This window comes from Sinorhizobium terangae, assembly GCF_029714365.1.
Classification (GTDB): domain Bacteria; phylum Pseudomonadota; class Alphaproteobacteria; order Rhizobiales; family Rhizobiaceae; genus Sinorhizobium; species Sinorhizobium terangae.
Genome location: NZ_CP121659.1, coordinates 3,083,546 through 3,106,412, shown reverse-complemented (window position 1 = coordinate 3,106,412; position 22,867 = coordinate 3,083,546). Strand labels below are relative to the sequence as shown.

The window sequence follows — 22,867 nt, the reverse complement described above, 5'->3', positions numbered from 1 at the left end:
AAAGCGACCACCGCAAACGATGCCCGGACAATCCGCGAAGCGGCAAAGGCATGTGTTTTTATGACTTTTTTCCGGCCGACTGCCAAGTCGTTCAGGAAGAAAAACGCTACGGTTGGATAACTTGTCTCAGGTGCTACGCGGCCTGCCAACGGCGTTCGAAAACGAAGGTCGCGAGATCGTTGGCATTCATCGGTCGGGCGAAGGCATAACCCTGCAGACCGTGGCAGCCCAACTCCTTGAGGATGCGGGCATGCTCCAGCGTCTCGACGCCCTCGGCGATCACCTCGATGCCGAGCGAGGTGCCGATGTCGATGATCGATTCGACGAGCCGCCGCTGCGCGGGCGAGGTCAGGATCGGCAGGATCAGCTGACGATCGATCTTCAGCCGGCGCGGCGTCAGTTTCGTAAGGCTGAGAATGGAGGCGTAGCCGGTCCCGAAATCGTCGATTTCGATCTCGATGCCCAGTTCCTTGATGCGCTCGATATTCGAAAGCACCGTCACGTCGTTTTCGTCGAAGGAGATCGATTCGAGCAGTTCGAAGGAAAGCCGCCCTGCCGGTATCCGCAACTGCTTGAGGCGCTGGATCAGGCTGTCGTCGCGCAGCCGAGGATAGGAGAGATTGACCGAGACCTTCGGGATATGGATTCCGTTTGCTTCCCACCTCCAGATCTGAAACAGCGCCTGTTCCAGGACCTTCTGGTCGATCGAGGCGACGACGTTGATATCTTCCGCCGTCCTGAGGAAGGCGTGCGGGCCGAGCAGCCCCTTGGTCGGGTGGTCCCACCGCACCAGCGCTTCGACGCCGATGACGTCGAGGGAGGCTGGGCAGAATTGCGGTTGGAAATAGGCGATGAATTCATTGCGCTCGAGACCGCGAAGAATTTCGTCGGCGGTCTGCTTCGTCTGGAACACCGCCGTCTTAAGTGCGCCCGTGAAGGTCTCGTGCCTGTTGCGCCCGCGGCGCTTGGCCTCATAAAGCGCGATGTCGGCGTTGACCAGAATCTGAGAAAGCTCGTCTCCCGCGAGCGACTGGGCGGCAATACCGATGCTGACGCCGATCCGGCATTCCTGATCCTTGTAGCGGACCGGCACGCTCATCGCTTCGACGACACGTGACGCAAGCGCGGCGTCCTCGTCGCGGCCATGGCTCTGTCGGATGATTACGAATTCGTCGCCGCCGATGCGGGCGACGAAGTCACCTTCGCGCGCATTCCGGCGCAACAGTTCAGCCGCATGCCTCAGGATTTCGTCGCCGGCAGCATGGCCGAGCGTGTCGTTGATCTGCTTGAAGCGGTCGAGATCCATGTGAAAGATGCTGAGCTTCGCTCGGTCATCGAAATGCTGGCTTCGGTCGGCGAGGATCTGATCGAGGAAGCGGCGGTTCGGCAGACCGGTGAGCGGGTCGTGCAGCGCATTGAACTCCATGCGATGGCGCGCGGCTTCCAGTTCGGTGCTATGGGCCTCGGCGAGGCGCTTGGCCTCCGAAAGCGTGGCCCTCGTTTCGAAATCGGCCGTCACGTCCCAGTTGACGCCGACGATCTTCCTGCGCCCGTCCGCGCCGGCATAGGTAGAGCCGATCGCCCGGATATGACGGACCTCGCCGTCGGCGAGGCATATGCGGAACTCGGAATTGTAGGCGCCGCCGGTGGCAAGCGCTTCGGCAAATTCCTCCTCGGCGCGCGCCAAGTCGTCCGGGTGCAGCGTATCCTTCCAGTCGTCGTAAATTTCGCGCATCGAATTCCCGATGCCGTAGAGCTCCTTCATCCGGCTGTCCCACAGCAACTTCCCGCTCTCGATATCGAGTTCCCAGATGCCGATCTCCGAAGTGTCGAGCGCGATCTTCAGCCGATGGGAAAGTTCCTGAAGCCGATCCTTGCTTTGCTTCAGCGCGCGAATGTTCCTCTGACGTTCGGCCATGAGCCGGCCCGTGAAGAGCATGGGCACGACGATCATCAAGCCGCCGATCACGATCAGGAGGCGGATCTGCCAGGCGTTGGCGGGCGTCGCCGGCCAGCCGCCCTTGGGGATTGCCGCGATGCTCCAAGAACCTCCGGGGAGGGATACGCTCATCTCGACAGGGGCCTGGCTGAAGACCGCGGGATCTCCGAAGAAGACCGCTCCCTGGCGCCCCAGGCCGTCGCGACCGGCTATCGCGATGTCGATGCCGAGTGTCGACGAGACGAGGCCGCTGTCGCGGTAAAGGCGGTCGATATCGATCACCGCCGAAACGACGCCCCAGAAGCGGTTGCTGCCGCCGCCGAAATCGGTCGACACCGGAAACCGGCCGATCAGTCCCTTGCCGCCCTGGACGAGGTCGACCGGACCGGCCAGCACCATCTGGCCGGTTTCCCTGACGCGCATCACTGCGGCGCGCTGACTTTCGTTCTTGCGGTAGTCGAGCCCGATGACCCCTTCGTTGCCGGCTGTCGGATAGATCATCGACACGACCAGATCCGGGGCGGCTGCAACGTGGCGAAGCTGTGACCGTTCGGTGAAGATGCTGCGGGCAAGCTTACCGAAGCGCTCTTGCCGCATATCGGGTTCGGTGGCGATCGTGCCAATCAGGCCGCGAACGAGCTGGATATTGCCATTGATGCTGGATTCGATCCGCGAGCGTATCGGATTGAGCTCGTCCGCCACCTGCGCGCGCTCGCGTGCTTCGGAGATGACCAGATTCTGGTTATCGGCAAGGAATCCCGCGATCACGACGACAAAGGTCGCGATGAACGTCGGTAGATAGGTCGGTGTCAAAACCTTAGAGAACCAGGATTCTCTAAGGTTAACGGCACGTTTATCTGTCACAAGGTCACCCCAGAGCGGTGCATACGGCGAAGTACCGCGGAATGATTACAAATTCTTCTTAAAATTTCTTGCCTTGGATCAGTCGATTCTTGCGCTTTTGCCACGCCTCGTTGCTCGTCAGCGCGGTCCCTTCATCTCGATCATCGCCTGCAATGTTTCGAGCCTGTCGGCGTCCCGCGGCAGCTTGTCCGCGCGGAGGCGGGCAATACGCGGAAAGCGCATCGCCACCCCCGACTTGTGCCGGGTGGAACGGTTCAGGCCTTCGAAAGCGACCTCGACGACGAAACCGGAATCGGGCTCGGCGCGGACCGCACGTACCGGACCGAAGCGCTCGACCGTATTGTCGCGGACGAAGCGGTCGAGAATTTCGAGTTCGGCATCGGTGAAGCCGAAATAGGCCTTGCCGACCGGGACCAGGACTGTTTGCCCGTCGCTCTCCGTCCACACGCCGAAGGTGAAGTCGGAATAATAGCTCGAGCGTTTGCCGTGGCCGCGTTGCGCATACATCAGCACGGCGTCAATGTTGAAGGGCTCCCGCTTCCACTTGAACCAGGGTCCCTTCGCCCGGCCAGCGACATAGGCAGAGTCCAGCCGCTTCAGCATGACGCCTTCGATGACCGGGTCCGGCGGGTTCGAGCGAAGCCGATCGAGCTCCTCCCAGGTGGAGAACGGGACGAGCGGGGAGAGGTCGAAATGCTGGGGAGATGCCGCGTCGATCAGCCTGCCGAGGGCCTGGCGGCGCGCCTGGAACGGTTCGGCCCGAATGTCCCGTTCGCCGGAAAAGAGGATGTCATAGCCGCGAATGAAAGCGGGATAATCCTCGAGCAGCTTGCGATTGACGGTCTTGCGGTTCAGGCGCTGCTGCAGGTCGGCGAAAGTGCCGGTCGCCTGGTTGCCGCGTGCCGTTCCGCCGACCAGCAGTTCGCCGTCGATGACGCCGGTGAAGTCGGCCGCGTCGAGGATTTCGGGAAAGGCGCCGGAAATCTCGTCACCGCTGCGCGAATAGAGCCGCCGCACGCCGCCGATATTCGCCAGCTGAACACGGATCCCATCCCATTTCCACTCGGCCGCGAAGTCCGCCGGATCCAGCCCTTCGAGGTCGCCTTCGCCGACCGGTGTGGCGAGCATGACGGCATGAAACACCGCCGGCGTTGTCAGGACCGGCATGTCCGCTTCGCCGCTGAGCCAGAGAAAAAGCGGCAGATAGGGCGGCGTCAATCCGTGCCAAAGGGTGTCTATCTCGCTGACATCCCTGCCGCCCATTTCCGCCAGCGCCTGTTTCGCCAGCCGTGCCGAAACGCCGATCCTGAGGCCTCCGGTCACGAGCTTCAGAAAGGCGAAGCGGCCCGATGTGTCGAGTTGATCGAGCATGTCGCGGACCAGCGATCGCACCTCGGACCGGCCCGCCATCTGCAGCCGCTCGACGACCTCTCCGAGCGGAATATCGGCTGCAACGCGCTCCTCAGGTGGCTCCCAGACCAGCGAGACGGTCTCCGCGAGATCGCCAACATAATCATAGGAATAGCGAAACAGCACCTCGTCCATGCGCTCGAGCAGGAGGTCGCGGATCAGTTGGGGCTTGACAGTGTTGAGCGTCAGCGTTCCGGCGATCGCGGCAAGGGCGTAACCGCGGCTCGGGTCGCCGGCCTCGCGAAAATAGTCCGCAAGCAGACGGATCTTGGCATTTCGCTGCGGCGTCAGAACCAGCCGGTCGAGCAGTTCGGCGAAGGCCTTCATGGTTCTCACTCTCCCTCGTCGTCGTAGCCGACGAGGTGGAGGGAACGCGCCGGAATGCCCTGCAATTCGCACCAGCGCACCAGAGCTTCCTCCCGGCCGTGTGTCACCCAGACTTCGGCCGGCGCGATCTCGCGTATCGTTCCCGTGAGTTCGGCCCAGTCGCAGTGGTCGGATATGACGAGGGGCAGTTCGACGCCGCGTTGCTTGGCACGCTGGCGGATGAGCATCCAGCCTGAGGCGAAGCCAGCGAGGGGATCGGCGAAGCGCCGCGCCCAGCGATCAGCAAAGGCCGAGGGCGGGCCGATAACGATGGCGCCAGCGAAATCCCGCCGGCTCTCGCCGGCCAGTGTCGCAGGTCGGATCTCACCGAGGGCGATGCCCTCGTTCTGATAGTATTCGCACAGCCTGGCGAGCGCCCCATGGATATGGATGGGCTCGTCATAGCCCTGCTGACGCAGGAGGGCGATGACCCTCTGCGCCTTGCCGAGTGCATAGGCGCCGACCATGTGGGCGCGCTCCGGAAACTGCCTTAGCGACATCAGCAGCCGGGCGATTTCGGCGCCGTCATCCGGATGGTGAAAGACCGGGAGGCCGAAGGTCGCCTCGGTGATGAAAACGTCGCAGGGAACGGGCTCGAAAGCCCGGCAGGTCCGGTCCGGCCGCCGTTTATAGTCGCCGGAGACGACGATCCGCGTTCCATTCGCCTCGACGGCGATCTGCGCCGAGCCGAGCACATGGCCGGCCGGATGAAAACGGACGGTCACGCCGTTGACGGTGATCGTTTCTCCAAGGGGAGCGATCTGGCTCGCACCGCAAAAGCCATCGCCGTAGCGGATGCGCATGATGTCCAGCGTCTCGCGCGTCGCGAGCACATGGGCATGGCCCGCGCGGGCATGGTCGGCATGCCCGTGCGTGATCAGCGCCCGTTCGACCGGTTCTACTGGGTCGATGTAGAATTCGCCGCGTTCGCAGTAGAGGCCCTTGGGGGCGGGATAGAGCAGGTTGTCCGGTCTCATGCAGTCAAAGATAGCCGGCAGATGCGTGTCTGCCAGCTATGCGGACAAGATTTTCGCCGCCCGTGCCTCAGTGGCTCAACGAGAGCGTATCGGCGATCAGCTTCAGCACGCCCTCGGCGTCGATGCCGGTGCAGACCTTCTGGCTCGGAAGGCCGTCCCAAGGGCTCGGCGGGAAGAGGCGCGCATCCGGTCTCTGGATCGTCTGGCCATCGGCGATGCCACCGCAGACGACGCGAACCGAGCCGCTGCGGGTGCGGAACAATTCCGGCGCAACCACATAGGCGCAGGCGCAGCTGTCATGGACGATCATGCCGTCATCGACATGCTGCTCGTAGAAGGTGATGTAGAACTGCGAGATGTCGGACAGGAGTCTGGCCGGCGCTCCGCCGCGCTCGGCGATATCGACCAGCATGGCCCGTGTCATCACCGTCCGCGTGGTCACATCGAGACCGATGACGGTGACGGGCCACGGCGCCGTCATCACCACGTCGGCCGCCTCCGGGTCTCCATGGATATTGGCTTCCGCCGCCGGCGTGATGTTGCCGGGAACGTCGAAAGCGCCGCCCATGATCACGACATCCTTGACCAGCCCGGCGATTTCCGGATCGTCGCGCAATGCCAGCGCCAGATTGGTCATCCGCCCGACGGCGACGAGCGTCACTTCGCCGGGATTGGTGCGCAACGTATCGATGATGAAACGATGCGCCGGACGGGGGTCGAGCGGCAGGTCGATCGTTTCCGGCACGTCGATGTTGCCAAGCCCATCTTCGCCATGAATGCCCGTCGGCCAGCCGACATGGGGGCGACCGTGATTGAAGGTTTCGCCAAGCCCCCTGGCGACCGGCGCTGCGATGTTCCACGCCTGCTTCAGGAAAAGCGCGTTGCGCGTCGTCGTCTCAACCGAGGCATTGCCGAAAACGGAGGTGATGCCAATGAGATCGATGTCCGGGTGCCGATGCAGGAAGAGAAGCGCCATCGCGTCGTCGACGCCGGGGTCCGTATCGAAAATAACCTTGTGCATGTGTTCTTCTTTTCTTTTTTGGAAGTGGGATCAGGAGGGTGAGAACGCCGCAGACGCGCCACGATGCGGCCGGCCCCTCACACGAAGAATTTGCGGCATCCCTTTTAATTGAGCCCGGCGCCAGAGCAAGACCCGCGTGTGATCAGTCGCCATGACTGTCCCCCTGGGAGGATCGTGGCAGTTCGGCCAGAGTTCCGCAGCCACACAGGATGAATACCGGTGATCCGGATCACGCATTCTTCTTATCCCGCTGAACGGACTTAAACTTTCCGAAAGGTCGTTGACCTATCGTGGCAACGGCCTGCGGGCTTTTCTTTGCGATTTTGAAGACGACAGCGGAGCCGCAGGTGAAGGCTATTTTCAGCAGATTTCGTCCTTCCAAAAAGCTGGTGGTCATCCTGTCCGCCGCGCTCAGCGTATCCGCAGCCTCCGGTGGCGCCGCCGTCTATGTCGGCCGCGACAGCCTCATGGTCCGACTTGCCGAGCCGCCCCCATCCGGGCTCGAATGCACGACAATCCGGACACTGAAGCTCGATCATCAGGGACAACGCTGGGTCAGGATGCATGTAAAGACCGACAGGGCTAGCGGACCGGACCGCATCAGGACAGCGCTGCGCGTGGTCGGTGCGCTGTCGCAGAAGGAGAAGGCCGATCTCTATCAGGTTGTCGTGCTCGACGCGGCGGGACCGGAGGAGCGCGCTGCGGTGCGCGGCGCGGCGATTGGCGCCGAGGTTCTTTTTGCCCCCGGTCCCCGGAGCGTCAGGGGCATGGAGGAGCCGTTCCGCGCTTCCTACAATGATGGGACGGCGAACGCTTCCGGCATGTTCCACGGCAAGACCGTTTGGCTTGAGCTTGACCAAGTGCGTGCCCTGATGAGCGCCATGGAGGATCGTTCGCTCTGCATCGATCCGTCGGCAGCGACGGAAAGCGCGGAGGCTGACGAAGCCGCCGAGCAAACCATCGAGAGCGCCAAGGCGCCCGCCGGCCATTAAGGCAATCCGTCGCGACAAAAGCATAAAGCCCGCCGGATGAAGGCGGGCTTTATGCTTGGCTGTGTTTGTTCGCGTGGCTCAATCAGCCTTATGGCGTCGGGCCGGGAACAGGATAACGTCGCGTATCGACGGCGCATTGGTCAGAAGCATGATCAGGCGGTCGACGCCGATGCCCAAGCCTCCGGCCGGTGGCATGCCCTGGTCGATCGCATCGAGGAATTCGTCGTCGAGCTGCTTTGCCTTCTCGCCGCGTGCATGTGCCTGTTCGAGTTGCTCGACCATGCGTGCGCGCTGCTCTTCCGGATCGTTGAGCTCCGAAAAGGCATTGCCGAGTTCCCAGGTGTTGCAATAGGTCTCGAAACGCTCGACAAGGCGCGGCTCACCCGGCACTTCCTTGGCGAAGGGCGAGATGTCCTTCGGGAAGTGGGTGACGTGGGCCGGCTGGATCAGCGTCGGCTCGACCTTTTCCTCGAAGACGAAGGCGAGGCACTCGCCCCAGGTCCAGTCCTTTTCGACCTCGAAGCCGGCCGCGCGCGCGGCGGACCGCGCTTCCTCGTCGGTATTCATCGCCAGGAAGTCGATGCCGGTCACCTCCTTGACGGCGTCCGGCATGGGCACGCGGCGGAACGGACCCTTGAAGGAGATTTCCTTGTCTCCGTAGGTGAACTCCGTCTTGCCGTGGACCAGGAGCGCCAGTTCGGCGAACAGCCGCTCGACGAGGTCCATCACGTCCTCGTAGTCGGCATAGGCCCAATAGCACTCCATCATGGTGAATTCCGGATTGTGCCGGGTGGAGACGCCTTCGTTGCGGAAGTTGCGGTTGATCTCGAAGACCTTGTCGGTCAGCCCCGAGACCAGCGTGCGCTTCAGGTAGAGTTCCGGCGCGATGCGCAGGAACATGTCTAACTTCAGCGTGTTGTGATGCGTCTTGAACGGCTCGGCGGTGGCGCCGCCATAGACCGAATGCAGCATCGGCGTCTCGACTTCCATGAAGCCGTCATTTTCCATGAAACGGCGGATTCCGGATACGATCCGGCTGCGCTGCTGGAATCGGAGCTTCGACTCCTCATTGGTCATGATGTCGAGATGGCGCTTGCGGTAGCGCAGCTCGATGTCGGAGAGTCCATGCCACTTCTCCGGCATAGGCAGAAGCGACTTGGTCAGCATCGTGATCGATTTCGCGTTGATCGTCAGCTCGCCGCGCTTGGTCCGGCGGACGATGCCCGTAACGCCGATGATATCGCCGATGTCGATCATCGGCAGCAGCGTCCGCGCGTCCTCCGGGGTCGTGTCCTTGTGCGAGAAAATCTGGATCTTGCCGGAAGCGTCATGGATATCCATGAACATGCCGGAGTTGCGCGAGGAAAAGACGCGGCCGGCGACGGTCACGACGTCCTGCGTTTCGGTGTCCGGCTCGAGGTCATCATATTTCTTCGCGAGTTCCGCATTGGTCATCGTCCGGTGGAAATGCGCCGGATAGACGTCGCCGATCTGTTCGCGCAGGAGCTTCAGCTTCTGTGCGCGCACTTCCGTAGCGTCGGAGGAAAGGCTGGCCGTTGCTGTCTTCTCGTTCATGGTCCTGTCCTTACTTTCCGCTGCCCGCCATCGATGCGACCACCTGGGCCGCGACCTTCAGACGCTGGCGCACGACGGCGCGGCCAAGCAGTTCCATCGAATCGAACAGCGGCAGCGAGCGCTGCGAGCCTGACACGGCGACGAAGAGCGGCGCGACGATGGCCTTCAGCTTCTTGCCCATGCGCTCGGCGATCGCGCGCAGTTCCGCTTCGATCGATTCCTTGTTCCATTCGAGGATCTTTTCAAGATCCGGCTGAACGGTATTGAGGATCTCGAGCAGTTCTTCCGGCGAGGCCTTCACACCGGCAAAAGCCGCCGGCTGCAGGCCGAGATCCGACCTGAACAGGAAGGCCGCGAGGTCGGGAAGTTCGCCGAGCTTCGAGATACGCGACTGGGCGAGCTTCAGGCCCTCCTTGAGGCGGTCGTTTTCAGCCGCCCAGGCGACGACCCGTGCGGCAAAATCTTCCTCGGAAAGCTTCTCGCGGATCCAGCGCGCGTTCAGCCAGTCGAGCTTCTGGATGTCGAAGATCGCGCCAGCCTTGGAAAGGTTTTCCGGATCGAACTTTTCCGCCAGTTCGTCCATCGTCAGCAGTTCTTCGCCTTCGGCGATCTGGATGAAGAACAGGCCAAGGAAGTTCATCAGCGCTTCCGGCAGGTAGCCGAGCGCCGTGTAGTAGGAGATCGATGTCGGGTTCTTGCGCTTCGACAGCTTCGACTTGTCGGCATTGCGCATCAGCGACAGGTGCATGAACTTCGGCGGTTCGAGGCCGAGATACTGATAGATCAGGATGTGCTTCGGCACCGAGGCGAGCCATTCCTCGCCGCGCGCGACGTGGGTGATCTTCATCAGATGGTCGTCGACGACGTTTGCCATGTGATAGGTTGGCATGCCGTCCGCCTTAAGCAGAACCTGCATGTCGACCGCATCCCACGGAATCTCGACGTCGCCATAGACACCGTCGTGGAACTTGCACGAGCCTTCGGTCGGGATCTTCATGCGCACGACATGGGGCTCGCCGGCGGCCACGCGCGAGGTCACTTCCTCGGCCGAGAGGCTGAGGCAGAGCCCGTCATATTTCGGCGGCTTGCCGGCGGCGCGCTGCGCCTCGCGCATCTGCTCCAGCCGCTCGGGCGTGCAGAAGCAGCGGAAGCCGTGGCCATTCTCGACGATCTTCTCGACGTAGGGCTTGTAGATGTCCTTGCGGTCGCTCTGGCGATAGGGCCCGTAGGGGCCGCCGATATCGGGGCCCTCGGACCACTTCAGCCCACACCATTTCAGCGCGTCGAGCACCTTCTGTTCGAACTCCGGCGTCGAGCGCGTCGCGTCGGTGTCCTCGATGCGCAGGATGAACTCGCCGCCGTGCTTCTTTGCGAAGAGATAGTTGAACAGCGCAATATAGGCTGTGCCGACATGCGGTTCGCCGGTGGGAGAGGGTGCAATGCGCACCCGGACTGCTGGATCTGCCATGGTCTTTGCCCGTTTCGACGTGCTCTTGGGCCCTGCCGGAGTGCACTTCCGGCTTATGGCCGCGCATTTTATGGGAAGGAAAGGCCCACAAGGGTGCCGCACCAGCGGTATCGGCGGGCAATTCCAGTCGGCTGGCGTGAGACCATAGAAAGCCCTGCATGTCAACGGAAAGTGGACAAGGTCATTTTGTTGGAACGTTCACGGTCGTTAAGCGTTTGATCAATTGAGGACGCGGACCGTGTCAACCGGACGCGACGGAAGTGGAGAATGCGGGAATTTTTCCGGTTTCTTCCCGCAACCAACGAAAACGGTAGTCGAACTCCCAACCCGTCCGGTTCGTATCCTCACTTGTCTCCCGCAGTCAGAGAGGCCTGCATTCGCCGAATGCAGGCCTCTTCATTTGTCGTTTCGCGTGCGGCTGTCCAGACGGAAACCGCCACCCACTTTTCTGGAGTTGCTTTAGTGCAGCTTCTTCGCCTGCTGCCTTCTCAGCCGGGCGTTGCGCGCCATCATGTTCAGCATCTCGACGAGGGCCGAGAACGCCATGGCGGCGTAGACGTAGCCCTTCGGAACGTGGAAGCCCATGCCCTCGGCCATCAGCGTGGTGCCGATCATCAGCAGGAAGGCAAGCGCCAGCATCACGATCGTCGGGTTTCTTTCGATGAAGTTGGCAAGCGGCGTCGCCGCGAGCAGCATGACAGTGACGGCGACGATCACCGCAGCGACCATGATCGGCAGATGCGGGGTCATGCCGACGGCGGTGATGATGCTGTCGACCGAGAAGACGAGGTCAAGCAGCAGGATCTGGCCGATCGCTGCAGCAAAGCTGTTGATCGCCGAAGAAGCGATGAAGTCCTCGCCATGATCGCTGGGATCGACATTGTGGTGGATCTCCTTGGTCGCCTTCCAGACGAGAAAGAGACCGCCGGCAAGCAGGATCATGTCCTTCCAGGAGAAGGCGTGGCCGAGGGCCTCGAAGACCGGCTCGGTCAGTTGCACGATCCAGGCAACGGTGCCGAGCAGCGCCAGGCGCATGATCAGTGCAAGGCCGATGCCGATGCGGCGGGCGCTGACGCGGTTTTGGGGGGGAAGCTTGTTCGTGAGGATGGAAATGAAGATCAAGTTGTCGATGCCGAGCACGACCTCCATGACAATGAGCGTGATCAGAGCGACCCAAGCCTCGGGGCTTTGGGCGAGCGTCAGGATTTCCTGCATCGGCGATCTTTCCTCTCCTTGATCAAGACGATCTTGGTCGAAACGACCAAATCATTCAACATGATCGGTTCTGGCAAATTTGAGGGCGAGGAAACTGCGTTCAGTTCTCCTCGCCCCGCTCTGGGCGCGTTGCCCAGGATTCGCCGGAGTATTTAAGGACCTTCGCCGGAGTGGCAAGCGCCGGTGCCTTTTAGCGGCTGCGTTTTACCGTTTACTGTTTTATCGGCACCCACATTTCGACGACGCCCATCCCCGTGCGGGGATCGAAGCGCTCGTCATATTTTTCCATCAGGTCCGGAAGCTGGCCGTGCTCCAGCCCGGATTCCGGAAGCCACGACCCAAAAATGTGATGGGCGGTCGTGGAGATCGCCGATATGTGCCCTTTGTGGAGAAATACGGCATAGCGTTGCCTGGGCAGCTTCAGGACGGTGAAGCCGGCTGGCAGACCGTCCGTATCGTCGACTTCCACCGCGGCCATGTAGCGAAAGCGACCGGCCTCACCGTCCGACTGGGTGCAAACGCCGTAGGCGATATTGCCGCGCTGGCCGGGCACATTGCCGAAATGGGCGTTGAAGCGCTGCCAGAGCGAAGGGATGCCTTCGGTGCGATTATAGGCATAGGTTTCAGCGAGACCGGCGAGGAGAAGCCCGGGGCTCTCCTCAAAACGCGGCGGTTCGATCTTCAAGGTGCGTGCGTCGTCCATCCTGATAGGCTCCATCAGTTCGACATTCCGGACGTGCCCTTGCTTTCGGACGGACTCAGGTGTCACGCCGAACTGCTCGCGAAAGGCACGGGTGAAAGCCTCGTGCGAGCCATAGCCCGCGTCGAGGGCCACTTCGAGAATGCTGGATGTGCCATTGGCAAGCGCTTCGGCGGCGTCGCTGAGGCGCCGGCCGCGGATATAGGCGCTGATCGAGCGGCCGGTCGAAAGCCCGAAAATGCGTGACAGATGGTAGCGCGACAGGCCCGCGGCCTCGGCGATCTCATCCAGCGAAATGTCCTCCGCGAAATGGCTCTCGATGAACCAGATCGCCCTGCCGATGGCACTCATGCTCACTCCCTTACAGCGCCGCGCGTCTTGTGAGACGCGCAAAGGTCGCTGTAGCACTTTGAGTCGCTGCATGATTTGTCCGCAAATCGATTCCGATTTGAGGAATCATGCAGTGTCGACATGCACGTCATACGGCCTCACTGCCAGCCGCGTTTGATCGCAATTGCTCGATTGGCAGAGAATGGTGGTGCTGCGCGAAGCGAAGCTACTGCATGCTTCCTTGATGGTAGCCGATTTAGTCGGCGTTCGTTTTCCGACCGTAGGCGGCCAGGAACACATGGATGGCCGATCTCACGTTCTTCTCGATCCGGTCGGCCGAGGGTGCTTCGCACATGCCGAAGAGGCGACCCTTGAAGATTCCCGCCGAGGACAGTTCGATGAACTGTTTCGCGGCTATTTCCGTGTCATCGATCAACAGCGTGCCGGCCTCGACCTGCTGGTCGAGATAAGTTTTCAGGACCGTGTAGCCGTTCTCCGGTGTTGCAGTGAAGAAGCGCTGCGCCAGCCGCGGCATCCGATCCGTCACGCTGAGCACAGTGCGCATGGCCCGGATCGTGTAGTCGGACGTCATGCTCGTCACGAGTGTCACTCCGAAATCATGCAGCGCGTCTTCAAGCGGCGCGTTGTCGTTCAGAAACTGCTTGACGCTGTCGACGATGAGGCTGCGCTCGCGCGCGATCAGCGCCTCGAACAGGTCTTCCTTGTTCTCGAAATAGACGTAGAGCGTACCCTTCGAAACGCCTGCCTCGCGGGTGATATCGTTCATGCTGGCAGCGTCGAAGTTGCTCCTCATGAAAACGCGTTTTGCGCCTTCAAGGATTTGCTCGCGTTTAGCCGGATCCTCGCCGGCGGCGTGCCGCCCACCGCTCGAAGGGTGTAGTTGCTGATCCTGCAGGGATTTTTCCTGCTGTAGGCTTTTCGCTGACGTCATGGCTGCCGAACGTTTCCACTCCTTTCATGAAGATGATCTTAGATGAATTCCATCCAAAACCATAAACACGGCCGATTCGAACAAAGACAAGGGGCGGGGAGGGGCCCGCACATTTTTCTTTGCCATTTGCAAGTAATCGAACCGACCAGTTCGATTGCCTCTTGATATGCGGCGCAAAAGGCATTATGTCAAGTGCAATCGAACCGAACGGTTCAGTTCAATCCCAGCAAAAACCGGTGTCCTATGTCTGTTACCAGCACCTCCAGCGCTGCCCGTGTCCGTCCTGTCGGCGATGATTTTGAAGTCGTGGAGACTCCGGAGGCCGAGGCTCCCGCGCCCGCAAGCGAGGCCCCATCGGTCGCGGAGAAACCGGCGGCCGACGTTGCTGTACCCCAGAAGAAACGCCGCAAGCCGGTGCTGCCGGTTCTGGGGCTGGCGCTGCTCGCCGCCGGTGCCTGGTACGGCTATGACTGGTGGACCAACGGGCGGTTCATGGTTTCGACCGATGACGCCTATATCGAGGGCGATATCGCGACGATCTCGCCGAAAGTGTCCGGCTATGTCGCCAAGGTCGACGTGGTCGCCAACCAGCATGTGAAGGCCGGTGATCCGTTGGTTACGCTCGATGACGGCGACTATCGCATCGCTGCGGAGCAGGCCGAGGCGCAGATCGCCACGCAGAAGCTGGCGCTCAGCCGCTTCGATGCGCAGATTGCCGGTGCCAAGGCGAGCCTCAGCCAGGCCGAAGCCCAGAAGACAGCGTTTGAGGCAACCGTCCGCGGCGCCGAACTGACGCAGAAGCGCGCCAGCGATCTCCAGTCCAAGGCCGTCGGTACCGTCGCCTCACGCGACAATGCCGATGTCGCGCTCGATCAGGCGCGCGCAAATCTCGCCGGTGCCGAAGCCAACATCGCTGCGGCCAAGGCGAATATCACCGTGCTCGAGGCGCAACGCACCGAAGCGCAAAGCACGATCCGTTCGCTGGAGCTCGCGCGCGACAAGGCCAATCGCGACCTGGGCTTCACGGTGCTGAAGGCACCCTATGACGGCGTCGTCGGCAATGTCGCGGTTCAGGTCGGCGATCTCGTTTCCGCCGGACAGCGTCTCGCGGCCCTAGTTCCGGTGGACCAGCTCTACGTCGATGCCAACTTCAAGGAAACGCAGATCGCGCATCTTGTGCCGGGCTCCAAGGTCCAGATCCATGTCGACGCCTATGACGAACATCCGATCGAAGGCACGGTCGCCTCGATTGCGCCTGCATCCGGCTCGGTCTTCTCGCTGCTGCCTGCGGAAAATGCGACCGGCAACTTCACCAAGGTCATCCAGCGCGTTCCGGTGCGCATCAAAATTCCGGCCGATGTGCTGGCCGAAGGGCATCTGCGCGCGGGCTTGAGCGTCGTCGTCGACGTCGATACCCGCACGGCGCCCGATCAGTCGAAAGTGGCTGCAGCAAAGTAAGGCCGCATAGCGGACGAGGAGTGCGGAGATGGCCGCAACGGCAACGGCAGGCTCGGTCGCAGCAAGCGCGCCCAGAGCCGAGGAACATATGGACCCGAGACGGCTGATCGCCTTCTTTGCGATGGTGGTCGGCATGTTCATGGCGATCCTCGACATTCAGATCGTGTCGGCCTCGCTCGCCGAGATCCAGGCCGGCCTTTCGGCCGGATCGGACGAGATCGGCTGGGTGCAGACCGCCTATCTCATCGCCGAAGTCATCATGATCCCGTTGTCGGGCACGCTCGCCCGCATCGTCTCGACGCGGGTGCTGTTTTCCGTCGCCGCGGCCGGCTTCACCGCATCGAGCGCACTCGCGGCGACCGCCACCAATATCGACCAGATGATCGTCTACCGGGCGATCCAGGGCTTTATCGGCGGCGGCATGATCCCATCGGTCTTCGCCGCCGCCTTCACGATCTTCCCGCCGTCGAAGCGCAATGTCGTGTCGCCGATCATCGGCCTCATCGCAACGCTTGCGCCCACCATCGGGCCGACGGTCGGCGGCTATCTCAGCCACGCCTTCTCCTGGCACTGGCTGTTCCTTGTCAACGTCATTCCCGGCATCATCGTCGCGACACTCACGTGGACCTTCATCGACTTCGACAAGCCCGAGCTGGGGCTGATGAAGAAATTCGACTGGTGGGGGCTCATCTCCATGGCGGTCTTCCTCGGCTCGCTCGAATATGTGCTGGAGGAGGGCAATGCCAACGACTGGTTCAATGACGACCATATCGTTATCGGCGCGGTTGCCGCAGCGCTTGCTGCCGCCGTGTTCTTCTACCGCGCCTTCAAGGTCGAGTTCCCGGTGGTCGATCTCAGGGCTTTCAGCAATCGCAACTTCGCCTTCGGCTCGCTCTTCTCCTTCGTCATGGGCATCGGCCTTTATGGTCTTACATATCTCTACCCGCTCTATCTCGGGCGCATCCGCGGCTACGATTCGCTGATGATCGGCGAGACCATGTTCGTCTCCGGCCTTGCAATGTTCTTCACCGCGCCGGTCGCCGGCTTTCTTTCGGGTCGACTCGACCCGCGGGTGCTGATGACCGTCGGCTTTGCCGGCTTTGCGGCCGGCACTTGGACGATGAGCCAATTGACCGCCGACTGGGATTTCTGGGAACTGCTCGTGCCGCAGATCCTGCGCGGCTGCTCGCTGATGCTCTGCATGGTGCCGATCAACAACATCGCGCTCGGCACGCTGCCGCCCGCCCGCATACGCAATGCGTCCGGCCTCTATAACCTGACGCGCAATCTCGGCGGCGCCGTCGGCCTTGCGGTCATCAACACCATCCTGACGCAGCGCCAGGATTTCCACTATGCCCGGCTTGCCGAGCACATCCAGTGGGGCAACCCGGAGGCGGTCGAGCAGCTCCGCAACATGGCCTCGAATTTTACCGCGCATGGCCTCGATGGAGCGACGATCGCGATCAAGCAACTGGCGGCGATGGTTCAGAAGCAGGCGGTGATCCTGTCCTTTGTCGACGTCTTCGTAATCCTGACGGTGCTGTTCCTGTCGCTGATCATCGGCGTCATGATGATCAGCAAGCCGCAGGGCGCCGGCCCCGGCGGCAGCGGCCACTGACGGTACATGCGGCGCGCTTTACGTGCCGCATCGCGTACTGCACACTCCATGGCGGATGAGGCTGATGGGCTATCCAATTCCGGTCGTGCCGGAAGCGGGACTTCGCTGCGGGAGGTGTTCAGCGTGAGCAATCCGGATTGCTGCGGTCTGTCCCGGCGCACCTTTCTCGCGGCAGCTGCAGGCGCGGGTCTGTCGATCGGCGCTCGTATCCGTGCAGCCAACGCGTGGCCCCCGGTCGACGCCACCTTTCTCTTCTCCGCAGACATCCACGCCTGCGTCGTTTCCACCGAAGGGCTGGCGCCGGACTGCGAGGCGGAGGGCAAGACCGACGCCAGCCTCTTGCGCCATGTCGCGGCGCTCAACGCAATTTCCGTGCAGAACTGGCCGGCGACGATCGACGGGGAGCCAAGCGGCCTCGCTAGTGCCGGGCAGAAAATCGGCCGCCCGCTCGGCCTCGTTCTCGGCGGCGACATCACCGACGATGGCGGCGGTCAGGTTCGCCAGCCGCGCGAGGGACGGCAGCTGCAGCAGTTCCAGAGCCGGTACGAGCAAGGTCCGGGTCCGCAGCACATTCACTTTCCGGCCTATGTCGGACTCGGGAACCACGATCTCGACCAGGACGGCCTGCCACCGAACGTCGACTGGTACCGCCAGGAGCTGCGCGATTATGTGGAGCTTACCCACCGCCAGACCGTGTTCTACAAGCCGCCCGTACCGGTGACGAACTACGATCCGTTGTCGGACAATTATTCCTGGGACTGGGGTGGCCTCCATCTGGTCCAACTGCAGCGCTTCGGCGGCGACGAGAACAAGGGCGCGGTGAGCGGCCTCGGCTGGCTCAAGGGGGACCTTGCATACTACGCCGCCGATGGCCGGCCGGTCGTGCTGTTCCAGCATTATGGCTGGGACCCGTTTTCAACGGAGGTCTGGGACACGACGGCGGAGGCCTTCGATGATCGGGGAGAGGGGAGACCTCATTGGTGGGGCCCGGAGCAGCGCCAGACGTTACTCGACGTGCTAAAGGGCTACAACGTTGTCGGCCTCTTCCACGGGCATGAACATAACCGGGTCATGGCCTACCGCGCCGACGGGATCGATCTTTTCAAGCCGAAGGCGGCCTATCTCGGCGGCTTTGCCGTCGTTCGCATCACGGACGCCTTCATGGACGTCGCTTTCGGCGAAGCTCAGGGCGAGGCTGGCGGCATCGTTTTCACCCGCGCCTTCAGCAAACGTTCCAGCTGAAAAAACCTCCGCCGGAAGATGGCAGATCCGGTTTCGTCCACGGGCTCTGACTTTTTGATTTACGTACATCAAAAATTCCTCTAAGGGGTTCCCGGGGAGGAAGGGATGCGACCAACGGTTCACGATATCGCAGCGAAAGCGGGCGTCAGCCTGGCGACGGTCGACCGGGTTCTCAACAATCGCCCAGGTGTGAGAAGCGTCACGCGTGACAAGGTCGAGCGCGCGATTGCCACGCTCGGCTATGTGCGCGACGTCGCCGCCGCCAACCTCGCCAAGGGTCGTAACTACCCCCTCGTATTCATCCTGCCGGAGGGCGATAATTCCTTCATGCGCGGTCTCGAGGGCGAGGTGCGTGCCGCAATGGCGCGGTCCGCTTCAGAGCGAACGCAGATAACCATTCTTCCCGTGCCGGCCTTTGACGCGCAGGCCCTCGTGCAGGCGCTATGGGAGGCGCATCAGCGCCGGCCGGCCGGGATTGCGGTCGTCGCCGTCGACGCGCCCGAGGTGGCCGAAGCGGTGAAGCAACTGCGGGACACCGGCATTACGGTCGTAACGCTCGTGTCGGACCTGCCGGGATCGGGACGCGACCATTTTGCCGGCGTCGACAACATTGCGGCTGGACGCACGGCCGGAACCTTGATGGGCCGCTTTACCGGTGGCCGTGCGGGTCCGATCGCCGTGCTGGCTGGCTCGATGCTCGTGCGCGACCATCGCGAGCGGCTGGAGGGTTTCAGCGCCGTCATGGCCGAGGAATTTCCGGCGCGCCAGCTGCTTCCGGTGATCGAGGGACAGGACGATCCGGTCCTCGTCGAAAATCTGGTGCGCGCGCTTATCGAGCGCGAGCCGGATCTGGCGGGCATCTACAGCCTCGGTGCCGGCAATCGCGGTCTCGTCGCTGCGCTCGAGCAGACCGGCAAGAGCAAGACGATCTGCACCATCGCCCACGAGCTGACGCCGCACAGCCGCGCCGCGCTTAGCTCCGGCACGATCGACGCCGTGCTCAACCAGGATGCCGGGCACGAGGTGAGAAGCGCGATCCGCGTTCTGAAGGCCAAGGCCGACGGGCTCGCCGTGATCGAGGCGCAGGAACGCATCCGCATCGACATTTTCCTGAAGGACAACCTGCCGATCGAGCAGGCATAGGAGGACACTCATGTATCTCGGACTGGATCTCGGCACGTCCGGTGTCAAGGCGATGCTGATCGATGGCGAGCAGAAGATCATCGGCTCGGCATCGGGAGCGCTCGACGTTTCCCGGCCGCATCCCGGCTGGTCGGAGCAGGATCCGGCCGACTGGATCCGCGCCACGGAGGAGGCGATTGCCGGCCTCAAGACGGCGCATCCGGACGCGCTTGCCGCCGTCCGCGGCATCGGCCTCTCCGGCCAGATGCACGGCGCGACGCTGCTCGACGAGAATGACGCGGTGCTTCGTCCCTGCATTCTGTGGAACGATACCCGCAGCTTCCGCCAGGCCGCGGTCCTCGACAGCGACCCGCAGTTCCGTGCCCTGACCGGCAATATCGTTTTTCCGGGTTTCACCGCTCCGAAGCTCGCCTGGGTGCGCGAGAACGAGCCGGAAATTTTCACCAAGGTGCGCTGGGTCCTGCTCCCCAAGGATTATCTCCGCCTGTGGCTGACCGGCGAACATATGTCGGAAATGTCCGATTCCGCCGGCACATCCTGGCTCGACACGGGCAAGCGCAAATGGTCGGAGGGCCTGCTGGCGGCGACCCATCTCGAAGAACGGCAGATGCCGGATCTCGTCGAGGGCACGGACAGCGCCGGCTCGCTCCGGCCGAAGCTTGCGAGCCGCTGGGGCATGGGCGCGGGAGTCGTCGTTGCAGGGGGCGCCGGCGACAATGCGGCCTCTGCCTGCGGCATGGGCACGGTCGCCGAGGGGCAGGCGTTCGTGTCGCTCGGCACTTCCGGCGTGCTTTTCGCCGCCAATGCGAGCTACCTTCCCAATCCGGAAAGCGCAGTCCATGCCTTCTGCCACGCGCTGCCGAACACCTGGCACCAGATGGGTGTCATCCTCTCGGCGACCGATGCGCTCAACTGGCATTCGGGCGTCACCGGCAAGAGCGCCGCAGAACTCACCAGTGAACTCGGCGACGTCCTGAAGGCGCCCGGCTCCGTCACGTTCCTTCCCTATCTTTCCGGCGAGCGCACGCCACACAATGATGCGGCGATCCGCGGCGCCTTTGCGGGACTCGGCCACGAAAGCTCGCGTGCGGTGCTGACGCAGGCGGTGCTCGAAGGCGTCTCCTTCGCCATCCGCGACAGCCTGGAGGCGCTCCGCGCGGCTGGCACGAGACTCCAGCGCGTAACCGCGATCGGCGGCGGCTCGCGTTCACGCTACTGGCTGAAGTCCATCGCGACGGCGCTCAACCTTCCGGTCGATCTGCCGGCGGACGGCGATTTCGGTGCGGCTTTCGGCGCCGCGCGCCTCGGCCTCATCGCCGCGACCGGCGCCGATCCTGTCGCAACCTGCTTCGCACCGGCAACGGCCGAAACCATCGCGCCGGAAGCGTCATTGGTTTCGGCCTATGAGGATGCCTATCAGCGTTATCGTCGCCTCTATCCGGCGATCAGGGATGCGACGCTATGATCAGCCGCGGCACATCCGGCAGCGATCGGGCGGCGCAGGCGCGCGCCGCCAAAGTCGCGCGTCAGGTCAAGTCTCGCCTATTGCGCCGGGATTTTGTCGAGGAAGCCGGTCACCTGTTTCAGCCGGCCATCCTCGATGAGGCCGAAATCCGTGCCCTCGATAACGGAGGTTCCGTTCGGCCCGAGCGTCCAGGAAAAGCGGATCCTGTCGGAGAACCCGTCCGGCTTGCCCTTGAGGGCGAAGCGGAAGCCGGGGAACTGGTGTTGCACGCCGGCAATCAGCGTGTTGATCGCCTCGCGGCCCTCGCCCTGCATGACGGGGTCGCGATAGCCGATCTCCGGCGTGAAGGCCCGTTCGACGAGCGCGTGGCGTCTTGCGGCATCGGTCTCGTTCCAGGCGGCAATATGGGCTTCGGCAATGTGATCGAGGTCGTGCATCGGAATTTTCCCTTCGGTTTGCGTTTCGATGGGCCGACTGTCGGCGATCGAGGGAATGAAACCAATTACCTTCCACGTAATGGCCGGGGCCGCTTGGCGCCGGCGATCCATCATCCATGAGAGGAGCAAGATCGTGAGCACGGGATTTTTCGGCGATATCGCCAAGATCAAATACGAGGGGCCGGAGAGCACCAATCCGCTCGCCTTCCGCCACTACAATCCGGACGAAATCGTTCTCGGCAAGCGCATGGAGGATCACCTTCGCTTTGCCATCGCCTATTGGCACACCTTCGTCTGGCCGGGCGGCGATCCCTTCGGCGGCCAGACATTCGAGCGTCCCTGGTTCAAGGACACGATGGATGCGGCGAAGCTGAAGGCCGACGTCGCCTTCGAGTTCTTTCAGCTTCTCGGCGTGCCGTTTTACTGCTTCCACGACGCGGACGTGCGTCCGGAGGGCAAAAACTTCGCCGAGAACACCAGCAACCTCAACGAGATCGTCGACTATTTCGCGAAGAAGCAGACCGAAACCGGCGTCAAGCTGCTCTGGGGCACGGCGAACCTCTTCTCGAACCGGCGCTACATGTCGGGTGCCGCGACCAATCCGGATCCGGACGTTTTCGCCTTTGCCGCAGCAACGGTGAAGACCTGCATCGACGCGACGCAGAAACTCGGCGGCGAGAACTATGTTCTCTGGGGCGGACGCGAAGGCTACGAGACGCTGCTTAACACCGATCTCAAGCGCGAACTCGACCAGCTCGGCCGCTTCGTCAACCTGGTGGTCGAGTACAAGCACAAGATCGGTTTCAAGGGTACGATCCTGATCGAGCCGAAGCCGCAGGAGCCGACGAAGCACCAGTACGATTTCGACGTCGCCACGGTCTATGGCTTCCTGAAGAAGTACGGCCTCGAGAACGAGGTGAAGGTCAATATCGAGCAGGGCCACGCGATTCTGGCCGGCCACTCCTTCGAGCATGAGCTGGCGCTCGCCAACGCGCTCGGTATCTTCGGCTCGATCGACATGAACCGCAACGACTACCAGTCCGGCTGGGATACCGACCAGTTCCCGAACAACGTTCCGGAAATGTCGCTTGCTTACTACCACGTACTAGCGGGCGGCGGCTTCAAGACCGGCGGCACCAATTTCGATGCTAAGCTCCGCCGTCAGTCGCTTGATCCGGAAGACCTGCTGATCGGCCATATCGGCGGCATGGATTGTTGCGCGCGCGGTCTCAAGGCGGCGGCGAAGATGATCGAGGACAAGGCGCTCTCCGGCCCGCTCGAAAGGCGCTATGCCGGCTGGAACGTGCCGGAGGCCAAGAAGATGCTCGACGGCGGTTTCTCGCTCGACGAGATCGAGGCCTGGGTGCGCAAGGCCGACCTCAATCCACAGCCGAAGTCGGGCAAGCAGGAACTCCTCGAGAACGTGGTCAACCGCTACGTCTGACCGCTGCAAGCGATGGGCGCTCCTGTCGGAGCGCCCATCTTCTCACTCGAATACATGGCCATGCGCTTTGGCGAGGACCGAAAATGCGGCTGGCACGATATGTAGAAGCGGGATTGCCCCTCGTGAAAAATCTGTTAGCTTCTGCCTCCTGCAACGTTTCAGGTCTATCAGCAATCGCGAAAATTGGGTGCGGCCGCACCTTTTCCAGCAACCGGTCATGCGGGCCGGAATCGTGATCTAGGGAGGAAAAT

At 62.3% G+C, this 22,867-nt stretch carries 17 protein-coding genes; 7 read left to right on the top strand and 10 right to left on the bottom strand.

Annotated elements, in window-relative coordinates; translation table 11 throughout:
- Positions 1 to 133 precede the first annotated feature (133 nt).
- From QA637_RS14745 to QA637_RS14730, 4 genes are all read right to left on the bottom strand, one after another.
- On the bottom strand, positions 134 to 2,803 hold the full coding sequence (locus QA637_RS14745) for a bifunctional diguanylate cyclase/phosphodiesterase (protein ID WP_283062020.1): 2,670 nt from the start codon (positions 2,801 to 2,803) through the stop codon (positions 134 to 136).
- A gap of 117 nt (positions 2,804 to 2,920) precedes the next feature.
- Positions 2,921 to 4,540, bottom strand: a complete 1,620-nt coding sequence (locus tag QA637_RS14740) for a cisplatin damage response ATP-dependent DNA ligase (protein WP_283062018.1) — start codon at positions 4,538 to 4,540, stop codon at positions 2,921 to 2,923.
- A gap of 5 nt (positions 4,541 to 4,545) precedes the next feature.
- Positions 4,546 to 5,556, bottom strand: coding sequence for a ligase-associated DNA damage response exonuclease (locus tag QA637_RS14735; RefSeq protein WP_283062017.1), 1,011 nt, complete (start codon positions 5,554 to 5,556; stop codon positions 4,546 to 4,548).
- A gap of 67 nt (positions 5,557 to 5,623) precedes the next feature.
- Positions 5,624 to 6,577 (bottom strand): nucleoside hydrolase, encoded by a 954-nt coding sequence (locus QA637_RS14730; RefSeq protein ID WP_283062016.1) that lies wholly within the window; start codon positions 6,575 to 6,577, stop codon positions 5,624 to 5,626.
- 347 nt (positions 6,578 to 6,924) lie between these two features.
- On the opposite strand from QA637_RS14730, the gene QA637_RS14725 reads away from it, so the two are divergent.
- Positions 6,925 to 7,569 (top strand): hypothetical protein, encoded by a 645-nt coding sequence (locus QA637_RS14725; RefSeq protein ID WP_283062014.1) that lies wholly within the window; start codon positions 6,925 to 6,927, stop codon positions 7,567 to 7,569.
- A 78-nt stretch (positions 7,570 to 7,647) separates the two neighbouring features.
- Here QA637_RS14725 and lysS read toward each other — a convergent pair whose 3' ends face one another.
- The 5 genes from lysS to QA637_RS14700 form a co-directional block, all read right to left on the bottom strand.
- Positions 7,648 to 9,144 (bottom strand): lysine--tRNA ligase, encoded by a 1,497-nt coding sequence (lysS, locus tag QA637_RS14720; RefSeq protein ID WP_283062012.1) that lies wholly within the window; start codon positions 9,142 to 9,144, stop codon positions 7,648 to 7,650.
- A gap of 10 nt (positions 9,145 to 9,154) precedes the next feature.
- Positions 9,155 to 10,612 (bottom strand): glutamate--tRNA ligase, encoded by a 1,458-nt coding sequence (gene gltX, locus QA637_RS14715; RefSeq protein WP_283062010.1) that lies wholly within the window; start codon positions 10,610 to 10,612, stop codon positions 9,155 to 9,157.
- Positions 10,613 to 11,071: 459 nt separating this feature from the next.
- On the bottom strand, positions 11,072 to 11,827 hold the full coding sequence (locus QA637_RS14710) for a TerC family protein (RefSeq protein WP_283062008.1): 756 nt from the start codon (positions 11,825 to 11,827) through the stop codon (positions 11,072 to 11,074).
- Positions 11,828 to 12,038: 211 nt separating this feature from the next.
- On the bottom strand, positions 12,039 to 12,878 hold the full coding sequence (locus tag QA637_RS14705; protein ID WP_283062006.1) for an AraC family transcriptional regulator: 840 nt from the start codon (positions 12,876 to 12,878) through the stop codon (positions 12,039 to 12,041).
- A 235-nt stretch (positions 12,879 to 13,113) separates the two neighbouring features.
- Positions 13,114 to 13,809, bottom strand: coding sequence for a TetR/AcrR family transcriptional regulator (locus QA637_RS14700; RefSeq protein WP_283062004.1), 696 nt, complete (start codon positions 13,807 to 13,809; stop codon positions 13,114 to 13,116).
- Between the two features lie 243 nt (positions 13,810 to 14,052).
- On the opposite strand from QA637_RS14700, the gene QA637_RS14695 reads away from it, so the two are divergent.
- The 5 genes from QA637_RS14695 to xylB all read left to right on the top strand — a co-directional run bounded on the left by QA637_RS14695 (position 14,053) and on the right by xylB (position 20,735).
- A complete protein-coding gene (locus QA637_RS14695; RefSeq protein WP_283062002.1) occupies positions 14,053 to 15,267 on the top strand; it encodes an HlyD family secretion protein in 1,215 nt (404 codons plus the stop codon).
- Positions 15,268 to 15,295: 28 nt separating this feature from the next.
- Complete coding sequence (locus QA637_RS14690) at positions 15,296 to 16,885, top strand: DHA2 family efflux MFS transporter permease subunit (protein ID WP_283062000.1); 1,590 nt, start codon at positions 15,296 to 15,298, stop codon at positions 16,883 to 16,885.
- Between the two features lie 123 nt (positions 16,886 to 17,008).
- Positions 17,009 to 18,127 carry a metallophosphoesterase gene (locus QA637_RS14685; RefSeq protein WP_283061999.1) on the top strand — a complete coding sequence of 373 codons (1,119 nt, stop codon included), beginning with the start codon at positions 17,009 to 17,011 and terminating at the stop codon, positions 18,125 to 18,127.
- A 105-nt stretch (positions 18,128 to 18,232) separates the two neighbouring features.
- A complete protein-coding gene (locus QA637_RS14680; protein ID WP_283061997.1) occupies positions 18,233 to 19,270 on the top strand; it encodes a LacI family DNA-binding transcriptional regulator in 1,038 nt (345 codons plus the stop codon).
- 10 nt (positions 19,271 to 19,280) lie between these two features.
- Positions 19,281 to 20,735, top strand: coding sequence for a xylulokinase (xylB, locus tag QA637_RS14675; protein WP_283061996.1), 1,455 nt, complete (start codon positions 19,281 to 19,283; stop codon positions 20,733 to 20,735).
- Positions 20,736 to 20,812: 77 nt separating this feature from the next.
- Here the strand turns inward: xylB and QA637_RS14670 are convergent, their stop codons facing one another.
- Entirely contained in the window at positions 20,813 to 21,172 is a 360-nt protein-coding gene (locus QA637_RS14670) for a nuclear transport factor 2 family protein (protein WP_283061984.1), read from the bottom strand.
- Positions 21,173 to 21,305: 133 nt separating this feature from the next.
- On the opposite strand from QA637_RS14670, the gene xylA reads away from it, so the two are divergent.
- On the top strand, positions 21,306 to 22,616 hold the full coding sequence (gene xylA, locus QA637_RS14665) for a xylose isomerase (RefSeq protein WP_283061982.1): 1,311 nt from the start codon (positions 21,306 to 21,308) through the stop codon (positions 22,614 to 22,616).
- Positions 22,617 to 22,867: the final 251 nt, after the last annotated feature.

What these genes read in the sequence shown, in the direction of transcription:
- QA637_RS14740 (WP_283062018.1), bottom strand. Translation starts at nt 4,540, where the DNA reads ATGAAGGCCTTCGCCGAACTGCTCGACCGGCTGGTTCTGACGCCGCAG.
- QA637_RS14735 (WP_283062017.1), bottom strand. Translation starts at nt 5,556, where the DNA reads ATGAGACCGGACAACCTGCTCTATCCCGCCCCCAAGGGCCTCTACTGC.
- QA637_RS14730 (WP_283062016.1), bottom strand. Translation starts at nt 6,577, where the DNA reads ATGCACAAGGTTATTTTCGATACGGACCCCGGCGTCGACGACGCGATG.
- lysS (WP_283062012.1), bottom strand. Translation starts at nt 9,144, where the DNA reads ATGAACGAGAAGACAGCAACGGCCAGCCTTTCCTCCGACGCTACGGAA.
- gltX (WP_283062010.1), bottom strand. Translation starts at nt 10,612, where the DNA reads ATGGCAGATCCAGCAGTCCGGGTGCGCATTGCACCCTCTCCCACCGGC.
- QA637_RS14710 (WP_283062008.1), bottom strand. Translation starts at nt 11,827, where the DNA reads ATGCAGGAAATCCTGACGCTCGCCCAAAGCCCCGAGGCTTGGGTCGCT.
- QA637_RS14705 (WP_283062006.1), bottom strand. Translation starts at nt 12,878, where the DNA reads ATGAGTGCCATCGGCAGGGCGATCTGGTTCATCGAGAGCCATTTCGCG.
- QA637_RS14700 (WP_283062004.1), bottom strand. Translation starts at nt 13,809, where the DNA reads ATGACGTCAGCGAAAAGCCTACAGCAGGAAAAATCCCTGCAGGATCAG.
- QA637_RS14695 (WP_283062002.1), top strand. Translation starts at nt 14,053, where the DNA reads ATGTCTGTTACCAGCACCTCCAGCGCTGCCCGTGTCCGTCCTGTCGGC.
- QA637_RS14690 (WP_283062000.1), top strand. Translation starts at nt 15,296, where the DNA reads ATGGCCGCAACGGCAACGGCAGGCTCGGTCGCAGCAAGCGCGCCCAGA.
- QA637_RS14680 (WP_283061997.1), top strand. Translation starts at nt 18,233, where the DNA reads ATGCGACCAACGGTTCACGATATCGCAGCGAAAGCGGGCGTCAGCCTG.
- xylB (WP_283061996.1), top strand. Translation starts at nt 19,281, where the DNA reads ATGTATCTCGGACTGGATCTCGGCACGTCCGGTGTCAAGGCGATGCTG.
- QA637_RS14670 (WP_283061984.1), bottom strand. Translation starts at nt 21,172, where the DNA reads ATGCACGACCTCGATCACATTGCCGAAGCCCATATTGCCGCCTGGAAC.